Origin of the sequence: Knoellia flava TL1, assembly GCF_000768675.1 — a bacterium.
GTDB classification, from domain to species: domain Bacteria; phylum Actinomycetota; class Actinomycetes; order Actinomycetales; family Dermatophilaceae; genus Knoellia; species Knoellia flava.
Genome location: NZ_AVPI01000018.1, coordinates 1 through 22,785 on the forward strand (window position 1 = coordinate 1; position 22,785 = coordinate 22,785).

A 22,785-nucleotide genomic window follows, 5' to 3' on the forward strand; every position below is an offset into this window, starting at 1 on the left:
ACGGCTGCGCCTGGCGGAGCGGGTCGTCGCCGACGAGGCGACCGTCGCCCGGCTCGTCGCGGCTGCCGCTGACGCACGCACGGCAGCCCAGGACGCCCGTGACGCCGAGCAGGACCTCGTCGCCCGGCGCCTCGAGCAGATGGCCGCCGAGCTCGCGGAAGGGCTCGTCGACGGGGACTCGTGTCCCGTCTGCGGCGCGCACGACCACCCGGCCCCGGCGACCGCCACCGCCCGCGTCACCGCGGAGGAGCTCGACGCCGCTCGACTGCGTCACTCGACCCTCGTCGCCGAGCACCAGCGCGCCGAGTCCACGGCCGCCAGCGCCCGAGCCCTGCTCGCCGACGCACTCGACACGCTGGGCGTCCAGGCCCCACGCGAGCTCGACCTCGAGGCAGAGGCCGCGCTGGTCGCATCGGCCGAGCAGCGGCGCGACGAGCTGCGGCATTCGGCCGGCGCACGAGCAGCGCTCGAGCGAACGCTCGCCGCCGCCCGGGCCGAGGTGGCGCGCGTCGACGAGGCCGTGGCGGCAGCGGGCCGCGCCCTCGCCAAGGCCACGACCCTCGTCGAGCAGGCGACCGAGGCACAGACAGCCGACGACGCCGCCATGTCGCAGCTCACGGAGTCGCACGCCGCGTGCCCGTGCTCAGGTGGCCCGGACACGGAGGCATTGGAGACGGACGTCGCGGGTCGAGCGCAACCCGCGGAGGTGGTCGCGCAGCGCCACCGCCGACTGGTCGATGAGGCCACGGGTTGGGCCGAGGCCGTCGAAGGCCACAGCACGGCCGTCGCGCGTCACGAGGAGGCCGTGGTCGCCGCAACCGCGGCTGCCGTCGAGGCCGGCTTCGAGTCCGTCGAGCAGGCCGCTCACGCCCTCGTCGCGCCGGCCACGCTCGAACGCCTGGGTGACCGGGTTCGCGACCACGACCGTGCCCGGTCGACGGCGCGGGCGGTCCTCGACGACCCGGAGGTGCAGGCTGCCGAGGCTGCCCCAGAGCCCAACCTCGACCTCGTCGTCGCGGCCGCACAGCAGGCCCGAACCGCGCTGCTCGAGGCGCAGTCGCTCCAGACGAGGGCGGCCTCCGCCGCGAAGTCCTTCGCGGCGGTTCGGGCGAGTCTCACCGCCGGCCTCGACGTCGCCGGGCCGATGCTCGAACGCCACCACCGGGTCAAGGACCTCGCCGACACCTTCGCCGGCGGCGGGATCAACAACACCCTGAGGATGCGCCTCACCTCCTACGTCCTGGCCGCGCGGCTCGAGAAGGTCGCCCAGCTCGCCAACGAGCGGCTGAGGGTCATGGGCGACGGCCGCTACCGGCTCGAGCACTCCGACCGGCTCGCCGCTCGCGGCGCCCGCAGCGGGCTCGGCCTGCGGGTCCTCGACCAGTGGACCGGCGTCACCCGTGAGACGTCGACACTCTCCGGCGGGGAGGCGTTCATGGCCTCGCTCGCCCTGGCGCTCGGCCTCGCCGACGCGGTGCGCGAGGAGTCCGGCGGGTTCGACCTCGGCACCCTGTTCGTCGACGAGGGGTTCGGGACCCTCGACGACGAGAGCCTCGAGCAGGTCATCACCGTCCTCGACTCGCTCCGTGAAGGCGGACGGGCCGTCGGTGTCGTCTCGCACGTCGGCGAGCTCCGCAGCCGCATCACGAGCCAGCTCGTCGTCCGCAAGACGGCCAGCGGCAGCACCGTCGCCGTCTCGACCCCTGGCGCCGAGAGCGCCGCCTGACCCCGGCACCCGAAGGGACCTTCATGGAGACACCACCCACTCCGGGACGGCACTCCACCGGGCCGGTCATCGTGGCGCTGACGATCCAGGACCGGGTGCGGTCCTTCCGGTTCTTCCAGGAGGTTCTCGACCTCGAACCCGTCGGCGAACCGGCCGACGACGGTGTCCCGGAGCCGCTCGTCCTGGCCGTCAACGATGCTGTCCACGTCATGCTCATCCCGCCCGGCGGGTTCGGCTACGTCATCGGAGCACGCCCGGTCGCCGAACCCGGCGTCACCGAGTGCATCCTCACGCTCCCCGTCAGCACGGCCGCCGAGGTCGATGCCGTGCTCGAGCGGGCCCGGGCGGCCGGAGCCGAGGTCGTCGCCGAACCCTCACGCTTCCCGTGGGGTCACCAGGGCACCTTCGCTGACCTCGACGGACACGTCTGGGCCGTGGCGTCGGCCTGAGCCGCACCGCGCGACCCCGAGGGGCAACGCGGCGCGGCGGCACGGCATACGGGGACGACTCAGTCCTCGAACGCCTCGGGCGGCGGGCACGAGCAGACGAGGTGGCGGTCGCCGTAGGCACCGTCGATTCGGCGCACCGGAGGCCAGTACTTCGCGAGCGGGTCGACGCCCTTGGGGAAGGCCGCCTCCTCCCGCGAGTAGTCGACGTCCCACTCCCCCGCGAGCGACAGCGCCGTGTGCGGCGCCCCCCGAAGGACGCTCGCGTCGGCGTTGCCGGCCGACCCCGCCGCGTCGATCTCCGTGCGGATCGCGACCATCGCGTCGCAGAAGCGGTCGAGCTCGGTCTTGTCCTCGCTCTCGGTCGGCTCGACCATGAGCGTGCCCGCGACGGGGAACGACATGGTCGGCGCGTGGAAGCCGTAGTCGATGAGGCGCTTGGCGATGTCGTCCACCGTGACACCCGTCGCCTTGGTGAGGGGGCGGACGTCGAGGATGCACTCGTGCGCGACGAGGCCGTCCTCGCCTGAGTAGAGCACCGGGTAGGAGTCGCGCAGGCGCGCTGCGACGTAGTTCGCGTTGAGGACGGCGACCTCGGTGGCCCGCTGGAGACCGGCCGCCCCCATGAGGCGCACGTAGGCCCACGAGATCGGCAGGATCCCGGCCGACCCGTAGGGGGCCGCCGACACCGGGCCGACTCCGGTCTCGGGACCGGCCTCAGGGTCGAGCGGGTGGTTGGGCAGGAACGGCGCGAGGTGCTCGCGCAGCGCCACCGGGCCGACGCCCGGGCCGCCACCCCCGTGCGGGATGCAGAAGGTCTTGTGCAGGTTGAGGTGCGACACGTCGGCGCCGAAGCGACCGGGCTGGGCGAGGCCGACGAGCGCGTTCAGGTTGGCGCCGTCGACGTAGACCTGGCCGCCGGCGTCGTGGACCATCGCGCAGAGGTCCTTGATGGTGTCCTCGAAGACGCCGTGCGTCGACGGGTAGGTCACCATGATCGCGGCGAGGTCGTCCCGGTGCTCCTCGACCTTGGCCTTGAGGTCGTCCATGTCGACGTTGCCGGTGATCGTGTCGGTCTTGACGACGACGACCTTCATGCCGGCCATGACGGCGCTGGCGGCGTTGGTGCCGTGCGCGCTCGCCGGGATGAGGCAGATGTTGCGCTCGGAGTCACCGCGCGAGCGGTGGTAGGCCGCGATGGCGAGGAGGCCGGCGAACTCGCCCTGCGACCCGGCGTTCGGCTGCAGCGAGACGGCGTCGTAGCCGGTGATCTCGCAGAGCCACTGCTCGAGCTGGTCGACAAGGGCACGGATCCCCTCGGTCTGGTCGAGCGGTGCGAACGGGTGGAGGTTGGCGAACTCGGGCCAGGTGATGGCGAGCATCTCGGTCGTCGCGTTGAGCTTCATCGTGCACGAGCCGAGCGGGATCATGCCGCGGTCGAGCGCGAAGTCGCGGTCGGAGAGCCGGCGCAGGTAGCGCAGCATCGAGGTCTCGCTGTGGTGGCTCGAGAACACCGGGTGGGTGAGGTAGTCCGAGGTGCGGTCCAGCGCCTCGCCCCAGCCGGGCTCGGCGATGTCGACTCGCGTCGGCTCGTCGACGCCGAAGGCCCGGGCCACGCCGGCGATGTCACCGAGGTCGGTCGTCTCGTCGACCGACACGATGACGGTGTCGGCGTCGTGGCGCCAGAGGTTCGTCCCCTGGGCCAGCGCGGCCGCGACGACCTCGTCGGCGCGCCCGGGCACGGTGACCGAGAGCGTGTCGAAGCGAGCACCCTCGGCCACGTCGACCCCGCCCTCGGACAGCGCGGCCGCGAGGGCCTCGGCGTGGGCGTGGATGCGCAGCGCGATCGCGCGCAGGCCACGCGGGCCGTGGTAGACGGCATACATGCTCGCCATGACGGCGAGGAGGACCTGCGCCGTGCAGATGTTGGAGGTCGCCTTCTCGCGACGGATGTGCTGCTCGCGGGTCTGGAGGGCGAGACGGTATGCCGGGGCGCCGGTGGCGTCGACCGAGACACCGACGAGGCGGCCGGGAAGGGTCCGCTCGAGGCCGGCCCGCACCGACATGTAGCCGGCGTGGGGGCCACCGAAGGCCATCGGCACGCCGAACCGCTGCGTCGTCCCGACGGCGATGTCGGCGCCCCACTCCCCCGGCGCGACGGCGAGGGTCAGCGCCATGAGGTCGGCGGCGGCGGTGACGAGGGCGCCCGCCTCGTGCGCGGCCAAGGCGAGGTCGCGGTGGTCGAGCAGCCGTCCGTGCAGGTCGGGGTACTGGACGAGGACGCCGAAGACCGCGCGACCGCCGGCCGCCTCGGTGAGGGCTTCTGCCGTGGAGACCCCGGACAGGTCGGCGACGACGAGCTCGATGCCGAGCGGCGTTGCGCGGGTCCGCATGACGGCGAGCGTCTGCGGGAAGACCGCCTCGTCGACGAGCAGCACGGCGTCGGACGCGGCCTTGCTCGAGCGGCGCATGAGCGTCATCGCCTCGGCTGCCGCGGTGGCCTCGTCGAGCAGCGACGCGCCGGCGGTCGTCAGGCCGGTGAGGTCGCTGACGACGGTCTGGAAGTTGAGGAGTGCCTCGAGGCGGCCCTGCGAGATCTCGGGCTGGTAGGGCGTGTATGCCGTGTACCAGGCCGGGTTCTCGAGGACGTTGCGCTGGATGACCGGGGGCACGACGGTGCCGTAGTAGCCGAGCCCGATCATCGAGGTGAGCACCGAGTTGCGTACCGCGAGGCCCCGCAGCTCCTTGACGACGGCTGCCTCGGACTCGGCGGGGGTGATGTCCATGCCCCCGGTCGCGCGGATGGCGTCGGGCACGGCGGTCGCGGTGAGGTCGTCGAGGCTCGAGCGGCCGATGGCCGCGAGCATCTCCGTCACGGCCTCGTCGTCGGGACCGATGTGGCGTCCGGCGAAGGCGGGCAGGTCGGTCGGGCTCAGCGTGGTGTCGGTCATGAGGTGAGGCTCCTGGCGCACGGGACGGGCACGGGCCTCCCCATCTGTCACGGGGGTGCCGCTCCAGAGGTGCCTGATCCGAGCGGTCCTTTGCGCCTGAGAGGTTCCGGGGAGTTTGCCCCTTCGGCGCCCCGGTCCCTCTCGGGCCGAGGACTCTCCCGCTCGGTGTGTGCGGCTCGCTCAGGGTAACAAAACGGTGCGTGCCCCGGAGGGCACGCACCGGTGTGCGGGTGGAGGCTGCGCTCAGGCGAGACGCGCGGCGCGGCGTGCGCTGAGCTCGTCGCCCGGGTGGGCGGCGGGGGCCTCGTCGCTGAGACGCTCGCTGGGCAGGTGCGAGAGGTCGCCCTCGACCTCGCGCCACACCTTGCCGACGGCGATGCCGAAGACGCCCTGACCGCCCTGGAGCAGGTCGATGACCTCCTCGTTGGACGTGCACTCGTAGACCGAGGCGCCGTCGCTCATGAGGGTGATCTGCGCGAGGTCGTCGACGCCGCGGTCGCGCAGCACCTGGACGGCGCCGCGGATCTGCTGGAGCGAGACCCCGGTGTCGAGGAGGCGCTTGACGATCTTGAGCGCGAGGATGTCGCGGAAGCCGTAGAGGCGCTGCGACCCGGACCCGGCAGCGCCGCGCACCGACGGCTCGACGAGCGAGGTGCGGGCCCAGTAGTCGAGCTGGCGGTAGGTGATGCCGGCCGCCTTGCACGCGGTCGGGCCGCGGTAGCCCATCTCCTCGTCGAGCTCGGGCAGGTCATCGGTGAACAGCAGGCCCTGCGCCGCAACCGGCACATGCCCCTTGGGGTTCTCTTCGATGGCGTTCACGCCGTCCTCCTGCTGTCCACGAAATGCGCTGTAACTACATGGTCGTCGTTCTCTGAGGGCGACGCTAGGGCTCGCGGAACCCCGGGTCAACTACCACTCGACCCTGACACCATGCGTGTCGTGTGTCACTTCAGTAACACTCACCCTCAACTCGACGGTTGGTCTCCTGTGTCGAAGTCGTCGGCGGAGACGTGGTCGAGGAACTCCTTGAACTTCTCGACCTCGTCGTCCTCCTGCTCCCCCGCCATCGCGACGCCCGCCTCGTCGAGCAGCTCCTCGGAGGTGACGATCTCGACGCCGGCCCGGAGGGCGAGGGCGATCGCGTCGGAAGAGCGCGAGTCGATGCTCGCGCCGCCGCCGGCCTGGCCGCCGTCGATCTCGAGCACGGCGTGGAAGACGCCCTCCTCGAGCGAGGTGATTCGCACGCGGTCGATCGAGTGACCCAGGTCGGTGAGCACGTTCTTGAGCAGGTCGTGCGTGAGAGGGCGCGGCGGGACCACGCCCTGCTGGGCGTAGGCGATGGCCGCGGCCTCGGCCGCGCCGACCCAGATGGGCAGGTAGCGGCTTCCGTCGCGCTCACGCAGGAGGACGATGGGCTGGTTCGTCGGCATCTCGACACGGACCCCGAGAACGTCCAGTGGCTTCACTGCTCCACCGTACGTCGTCAGGGACGGGCCAGACCACCCTTGACCAGCGCGGCGTGGAGCTGGAGGCACAGCCGGGCGACCTGGGCCTCGTCGGCGGCCCTCCCGTCGGCGCGCCGCGTGCTCATCGCCTGCTCGACGAGGCCCACCTCGCGGTCCGCGGCGGTGCGGAACGGACGCAGGTGCCGGGCCTCGATCCCGTATGCCGCGAGCCCCGCTGCCGCGTGCGTCGCCTGGAGGTCGGTGGCCGAGTAGTGGCCGTCGGCGTCGGGGCGCAGGATCCCGAACCCCTCGAGCGAGGTGACGACCTCGGTGTCGAGGCCGGTCGCCTTCGCGAGCTCGTCACGGGTGAGCCGGACCTCCTGCGTGCGGCGCAGCTCGCCGACGTCCGGCACGTCCGGGTCCGACGTGGGCTCGGGCGGCCGCGGCCGGGCGTCGGCCTCGGGAGCGGGCTCGAGTCCGCGGTCGATCGCGTCGAGGGACTCGCGGATGACCTTGAGCGGCCAGAAGCGGTCGCGTTGCGCGCGCAGGACGTAGCGCAGGCGCTCGACGTCCGACACGGCATACGTGCGGTAGCCGGCCGGAGTCCGGGCGGGCTCGACGAGACCCTCGGACTCGAGGAAGCGGATCTTTGAGATGCTGATCTGCGGGAACTCCTCGCGCAGCGCGTCGAGGACCTTCCCGATCGTCAGCGGCCGCTCAGCCCTGCTTGGCGGCATAGAAGACGAGCCGGTACTTGCCGATCTGCACCTCGTCGCCCGTCTGGAGGGTCGACTCGTCGATCCGCTCGCGGTTGACGTAGGTGCCGTTGAGCGAGCCCGCGTCCTTGACGACGAAGTGGCCGTCGGTCCGTTCGAACGTCGCGTGCTGGCGCGAGACCGTGACGTCGTCGAGGAAGATGTCGCTCTCCGGGTGGCGGCCCGAGGTGACGACGTCGTCGTCGAGGAGGAACCGGGCGCCCGTGTTGGGTCCGCGCAGCACGACGAGCAGGGCAGTCCCCGACCGGAGCGCCTCGACGGTCGCCTGGTCGGCGCGGGTGAGGACGTGCTCGCTCTCGTGGACGATGTCGGACTGCTCGAGACCCGGCACCGCCTGGAACTGCATCGTCGTCGACGACTCCGGCTCGCGCGCAGGGGTGTCGCGACTCTGGTCACTCATCGGTGCGGCTCCTCGTCTCGGGTCTCTGGAGGTTTCACCCTAGATGACCACTCGAGGGATGACTAGGCAAACGGCCCCGGGCGGGCTGGGAATCAGCTGAGCTGTTGCTGGTAGGCCTCGACGTCGAGGAGGCCGTCGACCGCGCTGGCGTCGCTCGGGCGCATCTCGTACATCCAGCCCTCACCGTAGGGGTCGGAGTTGACGAGCTCCGGCGAGGCGTCGAGCGCCTCGTTGACGGCGGTGACCTCACCGGCAAGCGGGGCGTAGAGGTCGCTCACCGACTTCGTCGACTCGACCTCCCCGCACGCGTCGCCCACGGCCACGGTGTCCCCGACGCCCGGCAGGCTGACGTAGACGACGTCCCCGAGAGCGTCCTGCGCGAACGACGTGATGCCGATGCGGACGGTGTCACCCTCAGCAGCGCGGACCCACTCGTGCTCGGCGGTGTAGCGCAGGTCGCTGGGGTACTCGAGGTCGCTCATCGGTGAACTCCTTCTGGTCCGTTCAGGACTTCGTGGGGCTGGGGATGGGTCGAGCGTACTGAGGCTCGGAAACGCTCTGCAACGCGGACACCGTGACCTCGTCCTTGGTCTCGATGCTCGCCTCGCCGCCCACGCTCCGGACGGTGTTGGTGACCCCTCCCGGGATCTCCATCGCCGACGCCAGAGTCGAGCCGTCACCGATCGCGGTGATGACGTAGGGAGCCGACACGTCCTTGCCGGAGATGGCGATGCCGCCCTCGCCGTCGGTGAAGTAGGTGTTGGCGACGATGCGCACGTCGTTGATCTCGACGGCCTCGGCGCCGGCGTCGCGCAGCTCCTGAAGGGTGTCGAGGAGCATCGGTGCGGTGACGCCGAACTCGGGGTCACGGATCGTGAGGACGATGCCGGGACCCTTCGCCGGTGCGGTGCCGGTGAGGATGGCGAGCGAGTCGAGTCGCTGCTGGGCCGCGCGGCGCGACTCGGTGAGGCTCGTCGTGTCGCTCTGCAGCCGGTCGCGCGAGAAGCGCAGCGTCTGGATCTCCTCGGCCAGGCGGGCGCCGTCCTGGTCGACGGTGTCGAGGATGCGGATGAGCTCGTCCTCGCGCAGGTCCTCGAGGCCCTCGATCGAGGTCTGCCGGACCTGCGCCGCGATGGCGAAGCCGAGGCCGATGGCCAGCAGGGTCGCGAGGACGTTCGCCTTCGTCGGCCGCGGCCGGGCCGCGAGACCGAGTCGGCGCCAGGCCCGCTCGGAGCTGTCCACGGGGCCGGCGGTGCCGGGGTAGGGCTGGGCGTCGTCGACCGGCTCTCGCTCTGCCGGCGACGGGACCGCAGGCTCCGGCTCCACCGTGGGGTCAGCAGGCTCCTGGGCAGCCCCGGGCGCGACCGTGTCCTCGACCGGTTCGGGCTCGACCTCGACCGCTGCGTCTGCGCTCGCCGGCGGGGCCACGTCCTCGACCGGCTCTGCTGCGACCTCGACCGGCTCTGTTTCGACCTCGACCGTCCCTGCGGGCTCACGAGGCTCCGGCTCGTCAGCCAGGGCGTCCGACACTGGCACGGGTTCCACGGCGGACACGGGTTCCGCGGCAGGCACGGGTTCCGTGGCAGGCACCGGCTCGGGCGTGGGCTCGCGCTCGAGGGGCGCACCGCCGTCGCCCGGTGGGTCCGAGACGGTGGGCTCGCCGTCCGGCTCGACGACCTCGCCCGGAGCTGCGTCGACGATCTCGCCCGGAGCTGCGTCGACGACCTCGCCGGGCGCTCCCCCGTCGCCCTCGGGCACCGGCGTGCCGACGACCGGCGCCTGCCGCGGCGGACCACCCGGGCGCGGCTTGCTGCGGTTCCTCTTCTTCTTGGGACTCATGACCGTCGGCTCACGCGTTGAAGAGGTGGCGACGGATCGAGGCGACGTTGGAGAAGATCCGCACCCCGAGGACGACGACGACGCCGGTCGAGAGCTGGCTGCCGACGCCGAGCTGGTCGCCGAGGAAGACGATGAAGGCCGCGACGACGACGTTGGACAGGAACGAGACGACGAAGACCTTGTCGTCGAAGATGCCGTCGAGCACCGCACGCACGGCACCGAAGACCGCGTCGAGGGCGGCGATGACCGCGATGGGGAGGTACGGCTGCAGCCACAGCGGCACTTCGGGCTGCAGCAGCACGCCGACGACGATGCCGACGACGAGACCCAGGGCGGGAATCACGAGGGTTCTCCTTCGGGCGAGGGCTGAGCTGCGCCGCCGAGCCTATCCGCGGGGGTCGCGGACCTGGTCCCGAGTGTCGCCGATGCCGGAATCGTGACCTCCCTGCGCACGACGGTGCTCACCCGGACGCCGAACGAGTTCTTGAGCGTCGAGAGGTAGGTGCCGCCGCTGCCGTCGGCGAAGGTCGCGGGCAGCGAACCCGGGTCGCCGATGGCGGTGATGACGTAGGGGCGCTTGAGTGGGCGGTAGTCGACGAGGATCGCCTCTCCTGCGAAGCGGATCGCCGCCGTCGTCGTGAGCCGCTGCCCGTTGACCGCGACCGCCTCGGCCCCGGCCTCCCACAGGCTGTTGGTGATGAGCTGGAGGTCGCGGGCGATGACCTTGCCGTCGCTGGACCCGCTGTCGCCCCGGGGGTCGGAGTTCGCCCCCTCGTCCGCGCTGCTCGGCGCGTCGTCGACCGTGACGACGAAGCCGGGGCCACGCACGGGCACCGCACCGGCGACGAGCGAGAGCCGCTGCACCTCCAGGGCCAGCTCCTCGCTGACGTTGCGCAGGGTCTCGGCGTCGAGGGCTGCGATCTCGGACCGCAGTGCCCCGGCCTGCGCGGCCTGCGCGTCGACGGCCGTCTGCTGGCGCTCGATCCGCTCGATGAGGCTGGACTTCGTGCGCTGCTTGGTCGTCTCGCTCCCCCGCAGCTGCATCGCGGCGATGCCGACGAGCGCGCCGATGACGACGAGGAAGACGACGAGCCTCGGCGAGCGCAGGCTCGTCGACCGGGAGAGCCCGGCCTTCTCGCGACGCTCGGCAGCCGCGGCGTAGCCGGGGTCGAGGGGCCGCTCGAGCATCGAGGTGATGAGCGTCATCGACGCGTCGGGGCGGCGCGAGCGGCGCTCCGCCGGCGGGATCGACGCGTGGCTCACGACGCCCTCCGCTGCGCGACGAGCCGGCCCAGCTGGACGGCATACAGGATTCCGGCGACCCAGTAGAGGACGGTGCCCCACCACGCGAATCCCCATCCAACGGGACGCATGAAGGTCGCGAGCCAGCCGTCACCGTCCGCCATGAGCAGCGCGGGGAAGGCGTAGAGGAGGTTGAACGTCGCGGCCTTGCCGATGAAGTGGACGGGCAGCCCGGTCCAGCCGTAGCGCTTGGCGATGAGGACGACGACGGCCATGAAGGCCTCGCGCGCGAAGAGGACGGCCACGAGCCACCACGGGATGATGTCGCGCCACGCGAGCCCGAGGAGCGTCGTCACGATGTAGAGGCGGTCCGCGATCGGGTCGAGGAGCTGCCCGACACGCGACACGAGGCCGTAGCGGCGGGCGATCTTGCCGTCGAGGTAGTCGGTGATCCCGGACGCCATGAGGATGACGAGCGCGATGGCGTCGTGCTCCGTGGCGATCGCCCAGATGAACGCCGGCACGCCGAGCAGCCGCAGTGCCGAGAGCGCGTTGGGGACGGTGAGGACGCGGTCGACAGGGGCGCTGTCGGTCCCCCGCACGCTCTCGCCGGCAGTCATGGGCTCACCCTATGTCGTCGTGTCTACAGTCAGGTCATGAGTTCCACTCTCCTGACGGGCGACGCGACGACCTGGCGACCGCGGCGCACCGGTGTCAAGTGGGGTGTGTACGCCGACGACGTGCTCCCCCTCTGGGTCGCCGAGATGGATGCCGAGCCGTGCGCGCCCGTCGTCGAGGCGGTCGACGCCGCGATGCGTCGTGGCGACACGGGCTACCCGCTCGGCGACGAGTTCGTCGAGGCTGCGGCGGCCTACGCCTCGGACACGTGGTCGTGGTCGGTCGACACCCGCCGCGCCTCGCCGGTGGCCGACGTCATGATCGGCGTCGCCGAGCTCCTGCGCGGCGTCACCGACCCCGGCGGTCCGGTCGTCGTGTCGTCGCCGGTCTACAACGCCTTCTTCGACTTCGTCGAGATGACCGGCCGCCGCATCGTCGACGCTCCCCTGACGACGGCCGGGCGGCTCGACCCCGAGGCGCTCGACCGCGCGTTCGGCGAGGCGCGGGCGGGGGGCGAGCGCACGGCATACGTGCTTTGCAACCCCCAGAACCCCACCGGCACGCTTCACACCCGCGAGGAGCTCGAGACGCTCGCGGCGATCGCGTCTCGCCACGACGTCACCGTCGTCGCCGACGAGATCCACGCGCCGATCGTCCACGACGGCGCGTTCACGCCCTACCTCACCGTCGACGGCGGGGAGCGCGGGGTGAGCCTGGTCTCGACGTCGAAGGCGTGGAACCTCGCTGGGCTCAAGGCCGCCGTCGTCGTCACCGGTGACGAGGCGCCGCCGGCCGCGACGCTGCACGAGGTGCACTCGCACGGCGCCAGCCACATCGGGCAGATCGCCGGCATCGCCGCGTGGACGCAGGGCCGCGAGTGGCTCGCGACCGTCACCGCGGAGATCGACGCGAACCGCACGCTGCTCGCGCGCCTCCTCGCCGAGCGGCTCCCGCAGATCCGGTATGCCGTCCCCGCCGCGACCTACCTGGCGTGGCTCGACTGCCGGGAGCTGGGGCTCGGGGACGACCCGGCCGCGGTGTTCCGGGAGCGTGGGCAGGTGGCGTTCTCGTCGGGTCCGTCCTTCGGCGCCAGCGGCCGCGGGTTCGTGCGGGTCAACCTCGCCACCTCCCCCGCGATCCTCACCGAGGCCGTCGACCGCGTGGTCGGGGCACTGGCGTGACCGACGCACCCGGCCCCGAGGTCACGCGCTGGCTCCTCACCGCGAGCGAGCGCGGCAACCCGCACACGACGATCGACGAGCCGCACCCGGGTGAGCAGGCGTGGTCGACCGGCAACTCGGTGCGTCCGCTCGTGGACGGCGCGAGCTACTTCGCCGAGCTGTTCGACACCATCGAGGCGACCCGCCCGGGTGACCTCGTCCTCTTCGCCGGCTGGCGCGTCGACGGGGACCAGCAGCTCACCGACGACCCGTCGAGCACCCTGCTCGAGGTGCTGGACCGGGCCGAGGACCGGGGCGTCCAGGTGCGTGGGCTCATCTGGCGCTCGCACACCGAGCAGATCGACTTCTCGGCCGAGGACAACCGCGAGGTCGCCGAGGAGCTGGCCGACGAGGACGACGAGCACGCCGAGGTGCTGCTCGACATGAGGGTGCGTCGTGGCGGCTCGCACCACCAGAAGTTCGTCGTGGTGCGCCACGGCGACGACCCCTCCCGCGACGTCGCGTTCGTCGGCGGGATCGACGTCGCGCACTCGCGGCGCGACGACTCAGGGCACCGGGGCGACCCGCAGCAGCAGGCGCTCGCCGACGAGTACGGCCCGAGCCCCGGCTGGCACGACGTCCAGTGCGCCATCACCGGGCCGGCGGTCGCCGACGTCGAGACGGTCTTCCGCGAGCGGTGGGACGATCCCTCCCCGCTGACCCCGGCGTGGCACTCGCGGCTGCGAGACCGGCTGAGCAAGGTCCAGCACGAGCCCACCCCGCTGCCCGAGCGCCTGCCGGCGCCACCCCCGGTCGAGGGCGGCACCCACGTCGTCCAGGTGCTGCGCACCTATCCCCACCGCCACCTGCGCCGGGCCTACCCGTTCGCGCCCAGGGGCGAGCGGTCGATCGCCCGGGCCCACCTCAAGGCGATCGAGCAGGCGCGCCACCTCATCTACCTCGAGGAGCAGTACCTCTGGTCCTCCACGGTGAGCCTGGCCCTCGCCGAGGCGCTCTCGGCCAACCCCGAGCTGCACCTCATCACCGTGCTCCCCCACCGCCCGGACCTCAGCGGCATGGCCGAGCTGCTCCAGCTCGAGGGGCGGTTCGAGGCGATCAAGCAGCTCACCGAGGCGGCACCGGACCGCTTCGCGGCATACGGAATCGAGAACCATGCGGGCTGGCCCGTCTACGTCCACGCCAAGGTCGTCGTCATCGACGACTGGTACGCGACGATCGGCTCGGACAACGTCAACCGCAGGTCGTGGAGCCACGACTCCGAGCTCGCTGCGCTCGTCGTCGACGACGCGGGCACCGACCACTCGCCGTTCGCCCGTTCCCTGCGGCTGCGGCTCGCCGCCGAGCACCTCGACCGCCCGTTGACCGGCCCCGAGCACGACGCCGCCATGGCCGACTGCGTGCCGGCGGCCGGGATGTTCGCGGCCTATGCGGAGGCGGGTGAGCGGCTTCGGGCGTGGCACGAGGGCGGGATGCTCGGGACGAGACCGTCCGGCCGGCTCCGACCCGTCAGGGAACCGGACATCGGCCGGTGGCCCCGCCGGGTGCTCGAGGTGCCGCAACGGCTCCTCGGCGACCCCGACGGGCGCCCGTTCGAGCTCCGTCGCAGGCACGACTACTGACCGTCGCCGCGCTTCGCGGAACCGATTCGGTGACGACGAGAGGCATGGGATATGGTTTCGTTCGCTCGCGCGGCAACGCGGGAGCGAGCCACGGGCTGTGGCGCAGCTTGGTAGCGCACTTGACTGGGGGTCAAGGGGTCGCAGGTTCAAATCCTGTCAGCCCGACCAGCTCCCCTGGGAGACCACGGACACGAAGGGCCCCTGCCGGACCATCCGGCAGGGGCCCTTCGTCGTGTCCGGGCCGAGCCCGAGCGTGCCGTGGCCGCTGCGCTGTCGCGCGCGCGAGGCTCAGGCGTCGACGACGACCTCGGGTCCGATCTCCTTGCCTGCCTCGGGGCGCGTGTCTGCCGCAGGTGGATCGACCTCGATGAGGGGCAGAACGAGGACGACGCTCGTCCCCTCCCCCTCGACGGAGTGCAGCTCGAGCTCGCCGTGGTGGGCCTCGACGATCGCCTTGACGATCGCCAGCCCGAGACCGGTGCCCGGGATCGCCTGCTGGGTGGCGTTGCTCGCGCGGTAGAACCGGGAGAACATCCGCTCCATGTCCGCCTCGGGGATGCCGATGCCCTCGTCCCGGCACTGGATGCGCACCCGCGTCGCCTCGAGGACGGCCGACACGGTGACGACCCCACCGGTGCGCGAGAACTTCACGGCGTTGCCGATGACGTTGGTGAGGGCCCGTCCGAGCTGGAGCGAGTCGCCGGACACCACGCACGGCTCGGGCATGTCGAGGACGTCGATGCGGACGTCGTTGCCCGACGCCTGCGGCTGGAGGTCCTGGGCGACGTCGCGCACGAGGGTGCAGAGGTCGACGGGGAGGAAGCTCGGGTCGAGCCCACGTGTCTCGATCCGGTTGAGCACGAGGACGTCCTCGATGAGTCCGCGCAGGCGCACCGTGTTGCGGTCGATGACGGCGAGGGCCTTCTGCTGCGCGGGGGCCACCTCGCCGAGGTCCCCGTCAGCGAGCATCTCGAGGTAGCCGGCGATCGAGGTGAGCGGCGTGCGCAGCTCATGGCTCACGGTGCCGACGAACTCGTCCTTCTGCCGGTCGAGGGACTCGAGTCGGGCCACGTGCTCGGCCTGCTGCCGCTGCCGCTCCTCCGCCAGGAACGCTCGAGCCGCGTATGCCGTCGCCTGCTGGAGCGCGGTGCGCTCGTGGGCGGTCCACTCCCTCGGCTCGGGCGCGACGAGCAGCATCGCCCCGATGACACCGTCCCCGACCCCCAGCGGGGTTCCGAGCAGCGCACCCATGGGCACCTGCTCGGCGATGCTGCGGAAGAAGGGCCACTGCCGGAGGTCGTCGTTGACGAAGTCCGAGGACTCGAGCAGCCGCCCGGAGAGCCAGAGGCCCTGGGCGACGCTCTCGCGCGTCACCGGAAGCTCGAGGACGACGCCTGCCTCGACGATGGCGCTTTCGGGCCAGCACGCGGCGAGCCGCCACGTCCCGGCGTCTCCCTTGGTCATCGAGTCCGTCGTGAAGATCGCGGCCGTGGTCCCGGTGGCCTCGCTGAGACTGCGTACGGTGAGCGCCAGGGCCTCCTCCGCCGAGACCCGCCCCCGGAGCGCGGTCGCGAGCTCGAGGGTTGCCTCACGCAGCCTGATGGCCTCGCCCTGGTCCTCCTCGAGGCGACGGGTCGTCTCGGTGAGGTGGTTGAAGTCGGCCGCCAGGCCGCGCACGTCGAGAGGGCCGTCGGCCTCGTCCGCGCGAGCGCCGCGGTCGCCGAGCCGCTGGAGGTGGACGACGTGACGGAGGGAGTCGATCGATCCGGTGAGGGACCTCGCGATGCGCCACCCGGCATACAGGGCGAGCGCCGACGCGACGATCCCACCACCGACGAGGAGGATGAGGGCGTCCTTGAGCTGGCTCGTCGAGGCCGCCCGGGTCTCGACCCGCTCCCTGCGCAGCTCCCGGCCGAGCGAGCCGTTGGCCGCGCGGACCCGGTCGAAGAGCTGCTTGCCGGTCCGCAGGTCGAGGTTGCCACCGGCCTCGAGCCGGGTCCGGCTGGCCTCGGCGTAGCGCCACCACTCCTCGATCCACTTCGCCTGCTCGTCGAGGGAGGATGACCAGCGGGCACTCTCGGGGCCGAGTGCCCTGCGCAGCTGCGTCTGGTAGGCGTTCGACCGAAGATGACCCCCGACATAGGGCTGCAGGAGGCCGATGTCGTTCGAGGCGTCGTAGGCCCGCAGACCGGTCTCGGCGTCGGTGAGCGTCTGGAGGAGTGTGGTGTTGGCGTCGGCGGCGGGTCCGAGGACCGTCGCGAGACGCTCGACCTGACGGTAGGCGCCGAGCACCGCCACGGTTCCCGTCACCATCGCCGCGAGCATGAGTCCGACGAGGAGGAAGACGAGCCGGCGCAGACGGCGGGTGACGGTGACGTCGTTGAGGAAGCTCACGGCTTCGACTCCTCACCGAGACCGACGCGGGTCATCGTGCCCCACACCTGCTTGCGGCCACGCAGGCTTGCCCACCACCCCTGCAGGCGCCACCAGGCCGTGAGCTGCCGGTAGCCGATGTTCTCGGCGATGGCGGCCATGAGCATCGTCCCGAGGTCACGCCAGCGGGCGTACTTGCGGAAGGTCATCTCCTCGAGCGTCATCGCTGCCAGGGTCACGAGGATCGCGTAGCCGTAGGCGATGAGCATGAAGAGGAGCGCGAACGGCACGTTGATGACGTCGAGGGCGAGGCCGAGGATGACCAGGAGCAGCCCCGCGAACTCGAGCAACGGCGCGATGAGCTCGAAGAGCCAGTAGTACGGGATGGCCAGCATGCCGACCTTGCCGTAGCGAGGGTTGAGCATCATGTGCTTGTACTTCCACAGCGTCTCCCAGAGGCCTCGGTGCCAGCGGGCACGCTGCTTCTGGAGCACCTTGGCGGTCGACGGCACCTCGGTCCAGCAGACCGGCTCCCCGACGAACTTCACGCGGTAGTCGCGACCCTCGCGCTGCAGGTGCTGGTGCACTCGCATGAGGACCTCGAAGTCCTCGCCGATGCTCTCGGTGTCGAGCCCGCCGACCTCCACGAGGATGTCGCGGCGGAAGACGCCGAACGCGCCGGAGATGAGGACGAGGGCGCCGAGACGGGACCATCCGGCGCGACCGATGAGGAAGGCCCGGAGGTACTCGACGACCTGGATGCGGGGCAGCAGCTGGCGAGGCATCCGGGGCTCGACGAGGCGCCCGGCGACGACGCGGCTGCCGTTGGCCGCGCGGATGACACCGCCGGTCGCGACCATCCGGGTGGGGTCGTCGGCGAAGGGGACGGTCACCGTGATGAGCGCGTCGGGGTCGAGGATGGAGTCGGCGTCGACGAAGACGCAGAGCTCGCCCGAGGCCGCGTTGATGCCGACGTTGACGGCGTCGGAGCGTCCCGAGTTCGTCTTGCGGATGATCGTCAGCGGGGTGCGGCCGTTGCGGGGCACGTGGATCGAGAGGATCTCGGCCTTGACCGGAAGCTCTCGCGGGATCTCGCGGTCGACCTCGACGAGGTCGAAGGCCTCCCTGAGCCGCTCGAAGGTTTCGTCGGTGCTGCCGTCGTCGACTCCCACGACCTCGTGCTGCGGGTAGCGGAGAGAGAGCAGTGACTGGATCGACTGGACGATGCCGGCCGCCTCGTTGTACATCGGCACCACGAGCGTCACCGGAGGCACGAACTCGCTCGCGACGCGCTCTTGGCGCCCGGTCTGCTCGACCCTGCGGAGGTGGTGGACGAAGTCCCAGGCTGCGAGGGCGATGAAGACGATGTACGAGGTGTTGATGAGGACGAAGTAGACGAGCACCGGCCACTGCGCGGCGGCGAGCAGCTCGATGACGACCTCGCGCAGACCCGGGATGATGCCGTCGACGCTCATACGACTCCCCTGTCGCTCGCGCGCAGGTCGAGCATCTGCAGCATGCCGGTCACCGCGGAGCGCGCCTCGGGCGCGACGGCCTCGTCGGCGGCCAGGTCGCGCAGGGCGCGCCGTCCGGCCTCGGTCTCGGCCAGTGCGGTGGCCGCACTGGTGGCGAGGAAGCGGTCGTCGTCGCCGAGCACCGAGACGAGCCCGGCGACGGCCACCTCCCCACCGAGCTCGCCGAGGGCCCGCGCCGCGGCCCGACGCACGACGGCGGGCTCGGACGGCGCGAGCAGCCCCACGATGACGTGCACGTCGGAGGGGCGGCCGACCGCTCCGAACGCCTCGGTCGCGCTGACCCTCACCGTGTGGTCGGGGTCGCTGGCGGCCATCTGGGCCAGGCGCGGTCCCGTGGCGAGGAAGAGGTTGTGTCCCGCGACCCCGGCTGCGACGTTGCGGACGCCGGGATCGTCGTCCTCGAGTCCCGAGACCACAGCCGCCTCGGCCTCGACGCCGAGCTGGGTCAGGGTGCTCAGGGCGACCGTCGCCGGCACACCCGGAGCCGAGCGCCGGCTGCGGACCGCTCGGAGCACGGCCCCTGCCGCCGACGGTCCCGCAGCCGGGCCGAGGGCGCCGATGGCGCGGGCGGCGACGATGCGGACCTCTCCGGACCGGTCGTCGAGCATGCGCAGCAGGTCGTTGGTGTGGGAGGCGTCGCGGAGCAAGCCGAGGATCCGGGTGGCCCGGGCCCGGCGGACGCTCGACGCGGCACCCAGGGCGTTGAGGGCGCTCGCGACTCCGTGGCGTTCGCGCAGCACCTCGACGAGGTCCTCCGCCGGTCTCCCTCGGACCTTGGTGAGCAGGTTGACCACGGCTCGGTCGAGGTCGTGACCGGCGGTGCGGTCCCGCACGAGGCGACGGCGCGCGTCCCCGGACTCGTCCTCCCCCGCACCGACGGCGAGCAGGTCCGCCCGCAGTGGGGCCAGCCGCTGTCTGCTCCGCTCGGCCCGGCGGGCGATACCCACCCGGCTGATGACCACCACGCCGGCCAGGACGACGCAGATCACGATGACCGCGACGAGCACCTCGTCGAGGAAGCCCTGCCCGATCGGCTGCTCGTCCCTCACTGAGAGCGGGCGAGGAGTGCGGCGACCCGGTGGACGAGCTCGCGCGGGCTGAACGGCTTGATGAGGTAGTCGTCCGCCCCCGTCGAGAAGCCCATGTCGACGTCCGTGTCGCGCGACCTCGCCGTGAGCAGGACGACGCGCACGTTCTTGAGCGACTCGTCGGAGCGGATCTCACGCAGCACGTCGATGCCGGAGAGGCCCGGCATCATGACGTCGAGGACCGCGAGCTGGGGAGGGTCGCGCCGGATGTCCTCGAGCGCCTCGACGCCGTTGGTCGTGGCACGGACCTCGTAGCCGGACTGGGTGAGCTTGAGCTCCACCAGGTCACGGATGTCGTCATCGTCGTCGGCGACGACCACTTGCACCGCTGTCGGTGACACGCGAACCCCTCTCGTCGGGCCACCAGTCTATAGTCCCGGACTAGTCCGTGCGCCTCAACAGGCCCAAGTGCGATGGCCCGTTCGGACCGGCCCGCCGCATCGTCGGCGACAGCCCGTCCGGACGTCGCGGTGCCGCGGACGAAAGGGTGTGGAGGGGAGGGGTCAGCGGCGAGAGCGCTTCTCGCGCACCCTCACCGACACCTCGATCGGCGTCCCCTCGAAGCCGAACTCCTCGCGCAGCCGGCGCTCGACGAAACGGCGGTAGCCCGCCTCGATGAAGCCCGACGCGAAGAGGACGAACCGCGGCGGGCGGGTCGACGCCTGCGTCGCGAAGAGGATGCGCGGCTGCTTGCCACCACGGACCGGGTGCGGGTGCCCCGCGACGACCTCGCCGAGGAAGGCGTTGAGCCGGCCTGTCGGGATGCGCGTGTCCCACGAGTCCAGTGCGGTGTCGAGGGCCGGCACGAGGCGGTCCATGTGACGACCCGTCGAGGCCGAGACGTTGACCCGCGGCGCCCACGGGATCTGGACGAGCTCGCGCTCGATCTCGCGCTCGAGGAAGTGACGACGCTCCTCGTCGGTGAGGTCCCACTTGTTGTAGGCGATGACGAGGGCACGGCCCGAGTCGACGACCTGCTGGACGACGCGGATGTCCTGCTCGGTGATCGGGACCGACGCGTCGATGAGCACGACGGCGACCTCCGCCTTCTCCAGGGCCGTCTGGGTGCGCAGGGACGCGTAGAAGTCGGCGCCACGCGTCTGGTGGACGCGGCGACGGATGCCGGCCGTGTCGACGAAGCGCCACGTCGTGCCGCCGAGCTCGATGAGCTCGTCGACGGGGTCGCGGGTCGTGCCCGCGACGTCGTCGACGACGACGCGGTCGGACCCGGCGAGCTTGTTGAGCATGGAGGACTTGCCCACGTTGGGGCGGCCGAGAAGAGCCACCCGGCGTGGCCCGCCGCGCTGGTAGGCGGCGACCGCCGACTTCTCCGGCAGCACGTCGAGGATCGCGTCGAGGACGTCACCGCTCCCCCGGCCGTGCAGTGCGGACACCGGCCACGGCTGGCCGAGGCCGATGTTCCACAGCGCGGCGGCGTCGGCCTCGGTGCGCTGGTCGTCGACCTTGTTGGCGACGAGGACGACGGGCTTGCCGGCCCGGCGAAGCAGCTTGACCACCGCCTCGTCGTCGTCGGTCGCGCCGACGACGGCGTCGACGACGAAGAGCACGGCGTCGGCGAGCTCGACGGCGATCTCGGCCTGCTCGGCGACACGGAGGTGGATGCCCTTGGCGTCGATGGCCCAGCCGCCGGTGTCGACGAGGGTGAACCGCCGGCCGGACCACTCGGCGTCGTAGGCGACGCGGTCACGGGTCACACCCGGCACGTCCTCGACGACGGCCTCGCGCCGGCCGATGATGCGGTTGACGAGCGTCGACTTGCCGACGTTGGGGCGGCCCACGACGGCGACCACCGGGACCGCGACCTCCTCCGCGTCCTCGCCGGCCTCGTCGTCGTCCCGGTCGACGAGCGCGAGGTCCTCGTCACTCAGCTCGAAGTCGTCCAGGCCAGCACGCAGGGCATGCGTGACGGACTCGTCCAGTGACCCGTCTGCGGTCACGGTCTCGTCGGTCTCGGGGGTGTTCATGCGCACCATTCTCCCAGAGGCCGCGCCGTGCTCCGTCCGCTCAGTCCCAGACGTCGGGCGCCACGTCGGTCGGCAGCGCGATGCCGTGCCGCTCGCTCGCCTCGCGCACGTGCCCGGCGAGCGAGACCCGGATCTCCTCCGCCGCCCGCTCGAGCCGCTCCCGACCCGGTATGCCGGCTGCCCTCGTGAGCGCGACCGGCTCGCCGAAGTCGACGACGAGGCGGCTGCGCAGCCGTGGCCACGACGACGCGAGGTCACCGGTGGCCCGGGTTCCGAGACACGCCACGGGGACGACCGTCGCGTGCCCCTGGAGGGCGAGCCAGGCGACACCCTTCTCCGCCCTCGCGAGGTCGCCCCGACCACGCCCGCCCTCGGGGAAGATGCCCACCACTCCGCCGCGCTCGAGGACCCCGAGCGCCGACGTCAGGGCCACGCGGTCGCCGCGTCCCTGCTCGAGTGGGATCTGCCCCGTGAAGTGGAGCAGCGGTCCCACACCGAGCTCGAACGTCGAGGCGAGGACGAGGAAGTGCGCCGGTCGAGGCGCCAGCCCGAGGACGACGGCGCCGTCGAGGTAGCCCGTGTGGTTCGCGGCGAGGATGACCGGACCGGCCGCGGGAACGTTGTGGGCAGCGGCCGCCCGCGCGGCATACAGGCTCTTGACGAGAACCCTGCCGACGCGCCGGCCGACGGTCGCCCGCCACGGCGCGGGACCGAGGCTTTCGTGCGTCACGGGCCGGAACGATAGTCCACCGCCGGTGGCACACGGCTGCGAACAAGCAGGGGCAGCCCTCGGGTCGTGGCGCGAGGCCCGCCGTGCTCAGCCGCGGGCGTGCGCGGCGAGCGATGCGACGACGGCGAGCACGGCCTCGACGCTCTCGTCGAAGTCGAGGTCGGAGGTGTCGACGGTGACGACCCCGTCGGCCGCCACGGTGAACTGCGAGACGGCGGAGTCGTCGCGGTCACGGCGCAGGACCTGGTCGCGCGTGGCGGCGATGGCCTCCTCGTCGACGGCGCCGTGGACCTCCGCGGAGCGCCGACGCAGCCGGGCCTCCTCGCTCGCGGTGAGGAGGAGCCGTACGAGGGCGTCGGGGGCGACGACGGTCGTGATGTCCCGCCCCTCGGCGACGACCCCGCCGGTCTCCTCGGCGATGGCGGCCATGCGGTCACGCTGCGCCTGCTGGAGGATCGGTCGGACGCCCGTGTTCGTGGCGACCTTGGAGACCTCGGAGCTGATGGCGGTCGAGCGGATGTCGGCGGTGACGTCCGTGCCCCCCACGACGACCCGCTGGTCCTCGGGGTCGGTCGACAGCTCGAGGGGCAGTGCCTCGGCGGCGACGACGACGGCGGCCTCGTCGGCGAGGTCGACGCCCTGGTCGAGGCACCACCACGTGAGCGCGCGGTACATCGCACCGGTGTCGAGGTAGCCGATGCCGAGGCGGGCGGCGACGGCCTTGGAGACGCTCGACTTGCCGGATCCGGACGGTCCGTCGATGGCGATGGTCAGCGGGGCGGAGTCGCTCGTCATGGCGGTCAGCCTAGGCGGTCGCGGTCGTGCTGCCGC

At 72.0% G+C, this 22,785-nt stretch carries 21 protein-coding genes, 1 tRNA gene and 1 riboswitch; of the genes, 5 read left to right on the forward strand and 17 right to left on the reverse strand.

What is annotated here, in order from left to right:
• Together N798_RS07570 and N798_RS07575 are read left to right on the forward strand one after the other, a co-directional pair.
• On the forward strand, nucleotides 1–1,726 hold a 1,726-nt coding region (locus tag N798_RS07570), incomplete at its 5' end, for an SbcC/MukB-like Walker B domain-containing protein (RefSeq protein WP_035947515.1).
• Nucleotides 1,727–1,749: 23 nt separating this feature from the next.
• Nucleotides 1,750–2,175: a VOC family protein gene (locus N798_RS07575; protein ID WP_188450328.1), complete on the forward strand. Its 426-nt coding sequence runs from the start codon at nucleotides 1,750–1,752 to the stop codon at nucleotides 2,173–2,175.
• 59 nt (nucleotides 2,176–2,234) lie between these two features.
• On the opposite strand, the gene gcvP is transcribed toward N798_RS07575, so the two are convergent.
• From gcvP to N798_RS07625, 10 genes are all read right to left on the reverse strand, one after another.
• Nucleotides 2,235–5,123: an aminomethyl-transferring glycine dehydrogenase gene (gene gcvP / locus N798_RS07580; protein ID WP_035947516.1), complete on the reverse strand. Its 2,889-nt coding sequence runs from the start codon at nucleotides 5,121–5,123 to the stop codon at nucleotides 2,235–2,237.
• A gap of 73 nt (nucleotides 5,124–5,196) precedes the next feature.
• Nucleotides 5,197–5,294, reverse strand: a riboswitch (glycine riboswitch).
• A gap of 72 nt (nucleotides 5,295–5,366) precedes the next feature.
• A complete protein-coding gene (locus N798_RS07585) occupies nucleotides 5,367–5,942 on the reverse strand; it encodes a MerR family transcriptional regulator (RefSeq protein WP_035947517.1) in 576 nt (191 codons plus the stop codon).
• Between the two features lie 146 nt (nucleotides 5,943–6,088).
• A complete protein-coding gene (locus tag N798_RS07590; RefSeq protein WP_035947518.1) occupies nucleotides 6,089–6,589 on the reverse strand; it encodes a bifunctional nuclease family protein in 501 nt (166 codons plus the stop codon).
• Nucleotides 6,590–6,606: 17 nt separating this feature from the next.
• Nucleotides 6,607–7,305, reverse strand: a complete 699-nt coding sequence (ftsR, locus tag N798_RS07595) for a transcriptional regulator FtsR (RefSeq protein ID WP_035947520.1) — start codon at nucleotides 7,303–7,305, stop codon at nucleotides 6,607–6,609.
• On the reverse strand, nucleotides 7,286–7,744 hold the full coding sequence (locus N798_RS07600; protein ID WP_035947522.1) for an FHA domain-containing protein: 459 nt from the start codon (nucleotides 7,742–7,744) through the stop codon (nucleotides 7,286–7,288). Before N798_RS07600 ends, ftsR begins: the two co-directional genes overlap by 20 nt.
• Before the next feature lie 92 nt (nucleotides 7,745–7,836).
• A complete protein-coding gene (gene gcvH / locus N798_RS07605) occupies nucleotides 7,837–8,226 on the reverse strand; it encodes a glycine cleavage system protein GcvH (protein WP_035947523.1) in 390 nt (129 codons plus the stop codon).
• Nucleotides 8,227–8,248: 22 nt separating this feature from the next.
• Nucleotides 8,249–9,583 carry a DUF881 domain-containing protein gene (locus tag N798_RS18685; protein ID WP_229708258.1) on the reverse strand — a complete coding sequence of 445 codons (1,335 nt, stop codon included), beginning with the start codon at nucleotides 9,581–9,583 and terminating at the stop codon, nucleotides 8,249–8,251.
• A gap of 10 nt (nucleotides 9,584–9,593) precedes the next feature.
• Entirely contained in the window at nucleotides 9,594–9,926 is a 333-nt protein-coding gene (locus tag N798_RS07615; RefSeq protein ID WP_035947524.1) for a small basic family protein, read from the reverse strand.
• On the reverse strand, nucleotides 9,923–10,846 hold the full coding sequence (locus N798_RS07620; protein ID WP_229708257.1) for a DUF881 domain-containing protein: 924 nt from the start codon (nucleotides 10,844–10,846) through the stop codon (nucleotides 9,923–9,925). Before N798_RS07620 ends, N798_RS07615 begins: the two co-directional genes overlap by 4 nt.
• On the reverse strand, nucleotides 10,843–11,445 hold the full coding sequence (locus N798_RS07625; RefSeq protein ID WP_052117037.1) for a CDP-alcohol phosphatidyltransferase family protein: 603 nt from the start codon (nucleotides 11,443–11,445) through the stop codon (nucleotides 10,843–10,845). The genes N798_RS07620 and N798_RS07625 overlap by 4 nt, the downstream gene beginning before the upstream one ends.
• Before the next feature lie 36 nt (nucleotides 11,446–11,481).
• Between N798_RS07625 and N798_RS07630 the strand changes: the two genes are divergently transcribed.
• The 3 genes from N798_RS07630 to N798_RS07640 all read left to right on the forward strand — a co-directional run bounded on the left by N798_RS07630 (nucleotide 11,482) and on the right by N798_RS07640 (nucleotide 14,411).
• Nucleotides 11,482–12,624, forward strand: coding sequence for a MalY/PatB family protein (locus N798_RS07630; RefSeq protein WP_035947525.1), 1,143 nt, complete (start codon nucleotides 11,482–11,484; stop codon nucleotides 12,622–12,624).
• Nucleotides 12,621–14,243, forward strand: coding sequence for a phospholipase D-like domain-containing protein (locus N798_RS07635; protein WP_035947526.1), 1,623 nt, complete (start codon nucleotides 12,621–12,623; stop codon nucleotides 14,241–14,243). Before N798_RS07630 ends, N798_RS07635 begins: the two co-directional genes overlap by 4 nt.
• Nucleotides 14,244–14,334: 91 nt before the next feature.
• Nucleotides 14,335–14,411 (forward strand) — tRNA-Pro (locus N798_RS07640).
• 120 nt (nucleotides 14,412–14,531) lie between these two features.
• Here the strand turns inward: N798_RS07640 and N798_RS17280 are convergent.
• The 7 genes from N798_RS17280 to cmk all read right to left on the reverse strand — a co-directional run bounded on the left by N798_RS17280 (nucleotide 14,532) and on the right by cmk (nucleotide 22,749).
• Nucleotides 14,532–16,637: an ATP-binding protein gene (locus N798_RS17280; protein WP_052117038.1), complete on the reverse strand. Its 2,106-nt coding sequence runs from the start codon at nucleotides 16,635–16,637 to the stop codon at nucleotides 14,532–14,534.
• Complete coding sequence (locus N798_RS07650) at nucleotides 16,634–18,091, reverse strand: glycosyltransferase family 2 protein (protein ID WP_035947528.1); 1,458 nt, start codon at nucleotides 18,089–18,091, stop codon at nucleotides 16,634–16,636. The genes N798_RS17280 and N798_RS07650 overlap by 4 nt, the downstream gene beginning before the upstream one ends.
• Complete coding sequence (locus N798_RS17285; RefSeq protein ID WP_052117039.1) at nucleotides 18,088–19,200, reverse strand: HEAT repeat domain-containing protein; 1,113 nt, start codon at nucleotides 19,198–19,200, stop codon at nucleotides 18,088–18,090. Before N798_RS17285 ends, N798_RS07650 begins: the two co-directional genes overlap by 4 nt.
• Nucleotides 19,197–19,580, reverse strand: a complete 384-nt coding sequence (locus N798_RS07660; protein ID WP_035947529.1) for a response regulator transcription factor — start codon at nucleotides 19,578–19,580, stop codon at nucleotides 19,197–19,199. Before N798_RS07660 ends, N798_RS17285 begins: the two co-directional genes overlap by 4 nt.
• A 162-nt stretch (nucleotides 19,581–19,742) precedes the next feature.
• Nucleotides 19,743–21,224 carry a ribosome biogenesis GTPase Der gene (gene der / locus N798_RS07665; protein WP_035947598.1) on the reverse strand — a complete coding sequence of 494 codons (1,482 nt, stop codon included), beginning with the start codon at nucleotides 21,222–21,224 and terminating at the stop codon, nucleotides 19,743–19,745.
• Between the two features lie 40 nt (nucleotides 21,225–21,264).
• Nucleotides 21,265–21,954: a lysophospholipid acyltransferase family protein gene (locus N798_RS07670; protein ID WP_035947530.1), complete on the reverse strand. Its 690-nt coding sequence runs from the start codon at nucleotides 21,952–21,954 to the stop codon at nucleotides 21,265–21,267.
• Nucleotides 21,955–22,041: 87 nt separating this feature from the next.
• Nucleotides 22,042–22,749: a (d)CMP kinase gene (gene cmk / locus N798_RS07675; protein WP_035947531.1), complete on the reverse strand. Its 708-nt coding sequence runs from the start codon at nucleotides 22,747–22,749 to the stop codon at nucleotides 22,042–22,044.
• Nucleotides 22,750–22,785: the final 36 nt, after the last annotated feature.

Bases quoted from the DNA above. Each gene is read 5' to 3' on its own strand.
- N798_RS07575 (WP_188450328.1), top strand. From the start codon at position 1,750: ATGGAGACACCACCCACTCCGGGACGGCACTCCACCGGGCCGGTCATC.
- gcvP (WP_035947516.1), bottom strand. From the start codon at position 5,123: ATGACCGACACCACGCTGAGCCCGACCGACCTGCCCGCCTTCGCCGGA.
- ftsR (WP_035947520.1), bottom strand. From the start codon at position 7,305: ATGCCGCCAAGCAGGGCTGAGCGGCCGCTGACGATCGGGAAGGTCCTC.
- N798_RS07600 (WP_035947522.1), bottom strand. From the start codon at position 7,744: ATGAGTGACCAGAGTCGCGACACCCCTGCGCGCGAGCCGGAGTCGTCG.
- gcvH (WP_035947523.1), bottom strand. From the start codon at position 8,226: ATGAGCGACCTCGAGTACCCCAGCGACCTGCGCTACACCGCCGAGCAC.
- N798_RS18685 (WP_229708258.1), bottom strand. From the start codon at position 9,583: ATGAGTCCCAAGAAGAAGAGGAACCGCAGCAAGCCGCGCCCGGGTGGT.
- N798_RS07625 (WP_052117037.1), bottom strand. From the start codon at position 11,445: ATGACTGCCGGCGAGAGCGTGCGGGGGACCGACAGCGCCCCTGTCGAC.
- N798_RS07630 (WP_035947525.1), top strand. From the start codon at position 11,482: ATGAGTTCCACTCTCCTGACGGGCGACGCGACGACCTGGCGACCGCGG.
- N798_RS07650 (WP_035947528.1), bottom strand. From the start codon at position 18,091: ATGAGCGTCGACGGCATCATCCCGGGTCTGCGCGAGGTCGTCATCGAG.
- der (WP_035947598.1), bottom strand. From the start codon at position 21,224: ATGAACACCCCCGAGACCGACGAGACCGTGACCGCAGACGGGTCACTG.
- cmk (WP_035947531.1), bottom strand. From the start codon at position 22,749: ATGACGAGCGACTCCGCCCCGCTGACCATCGCCATCGACGGACCGTCC.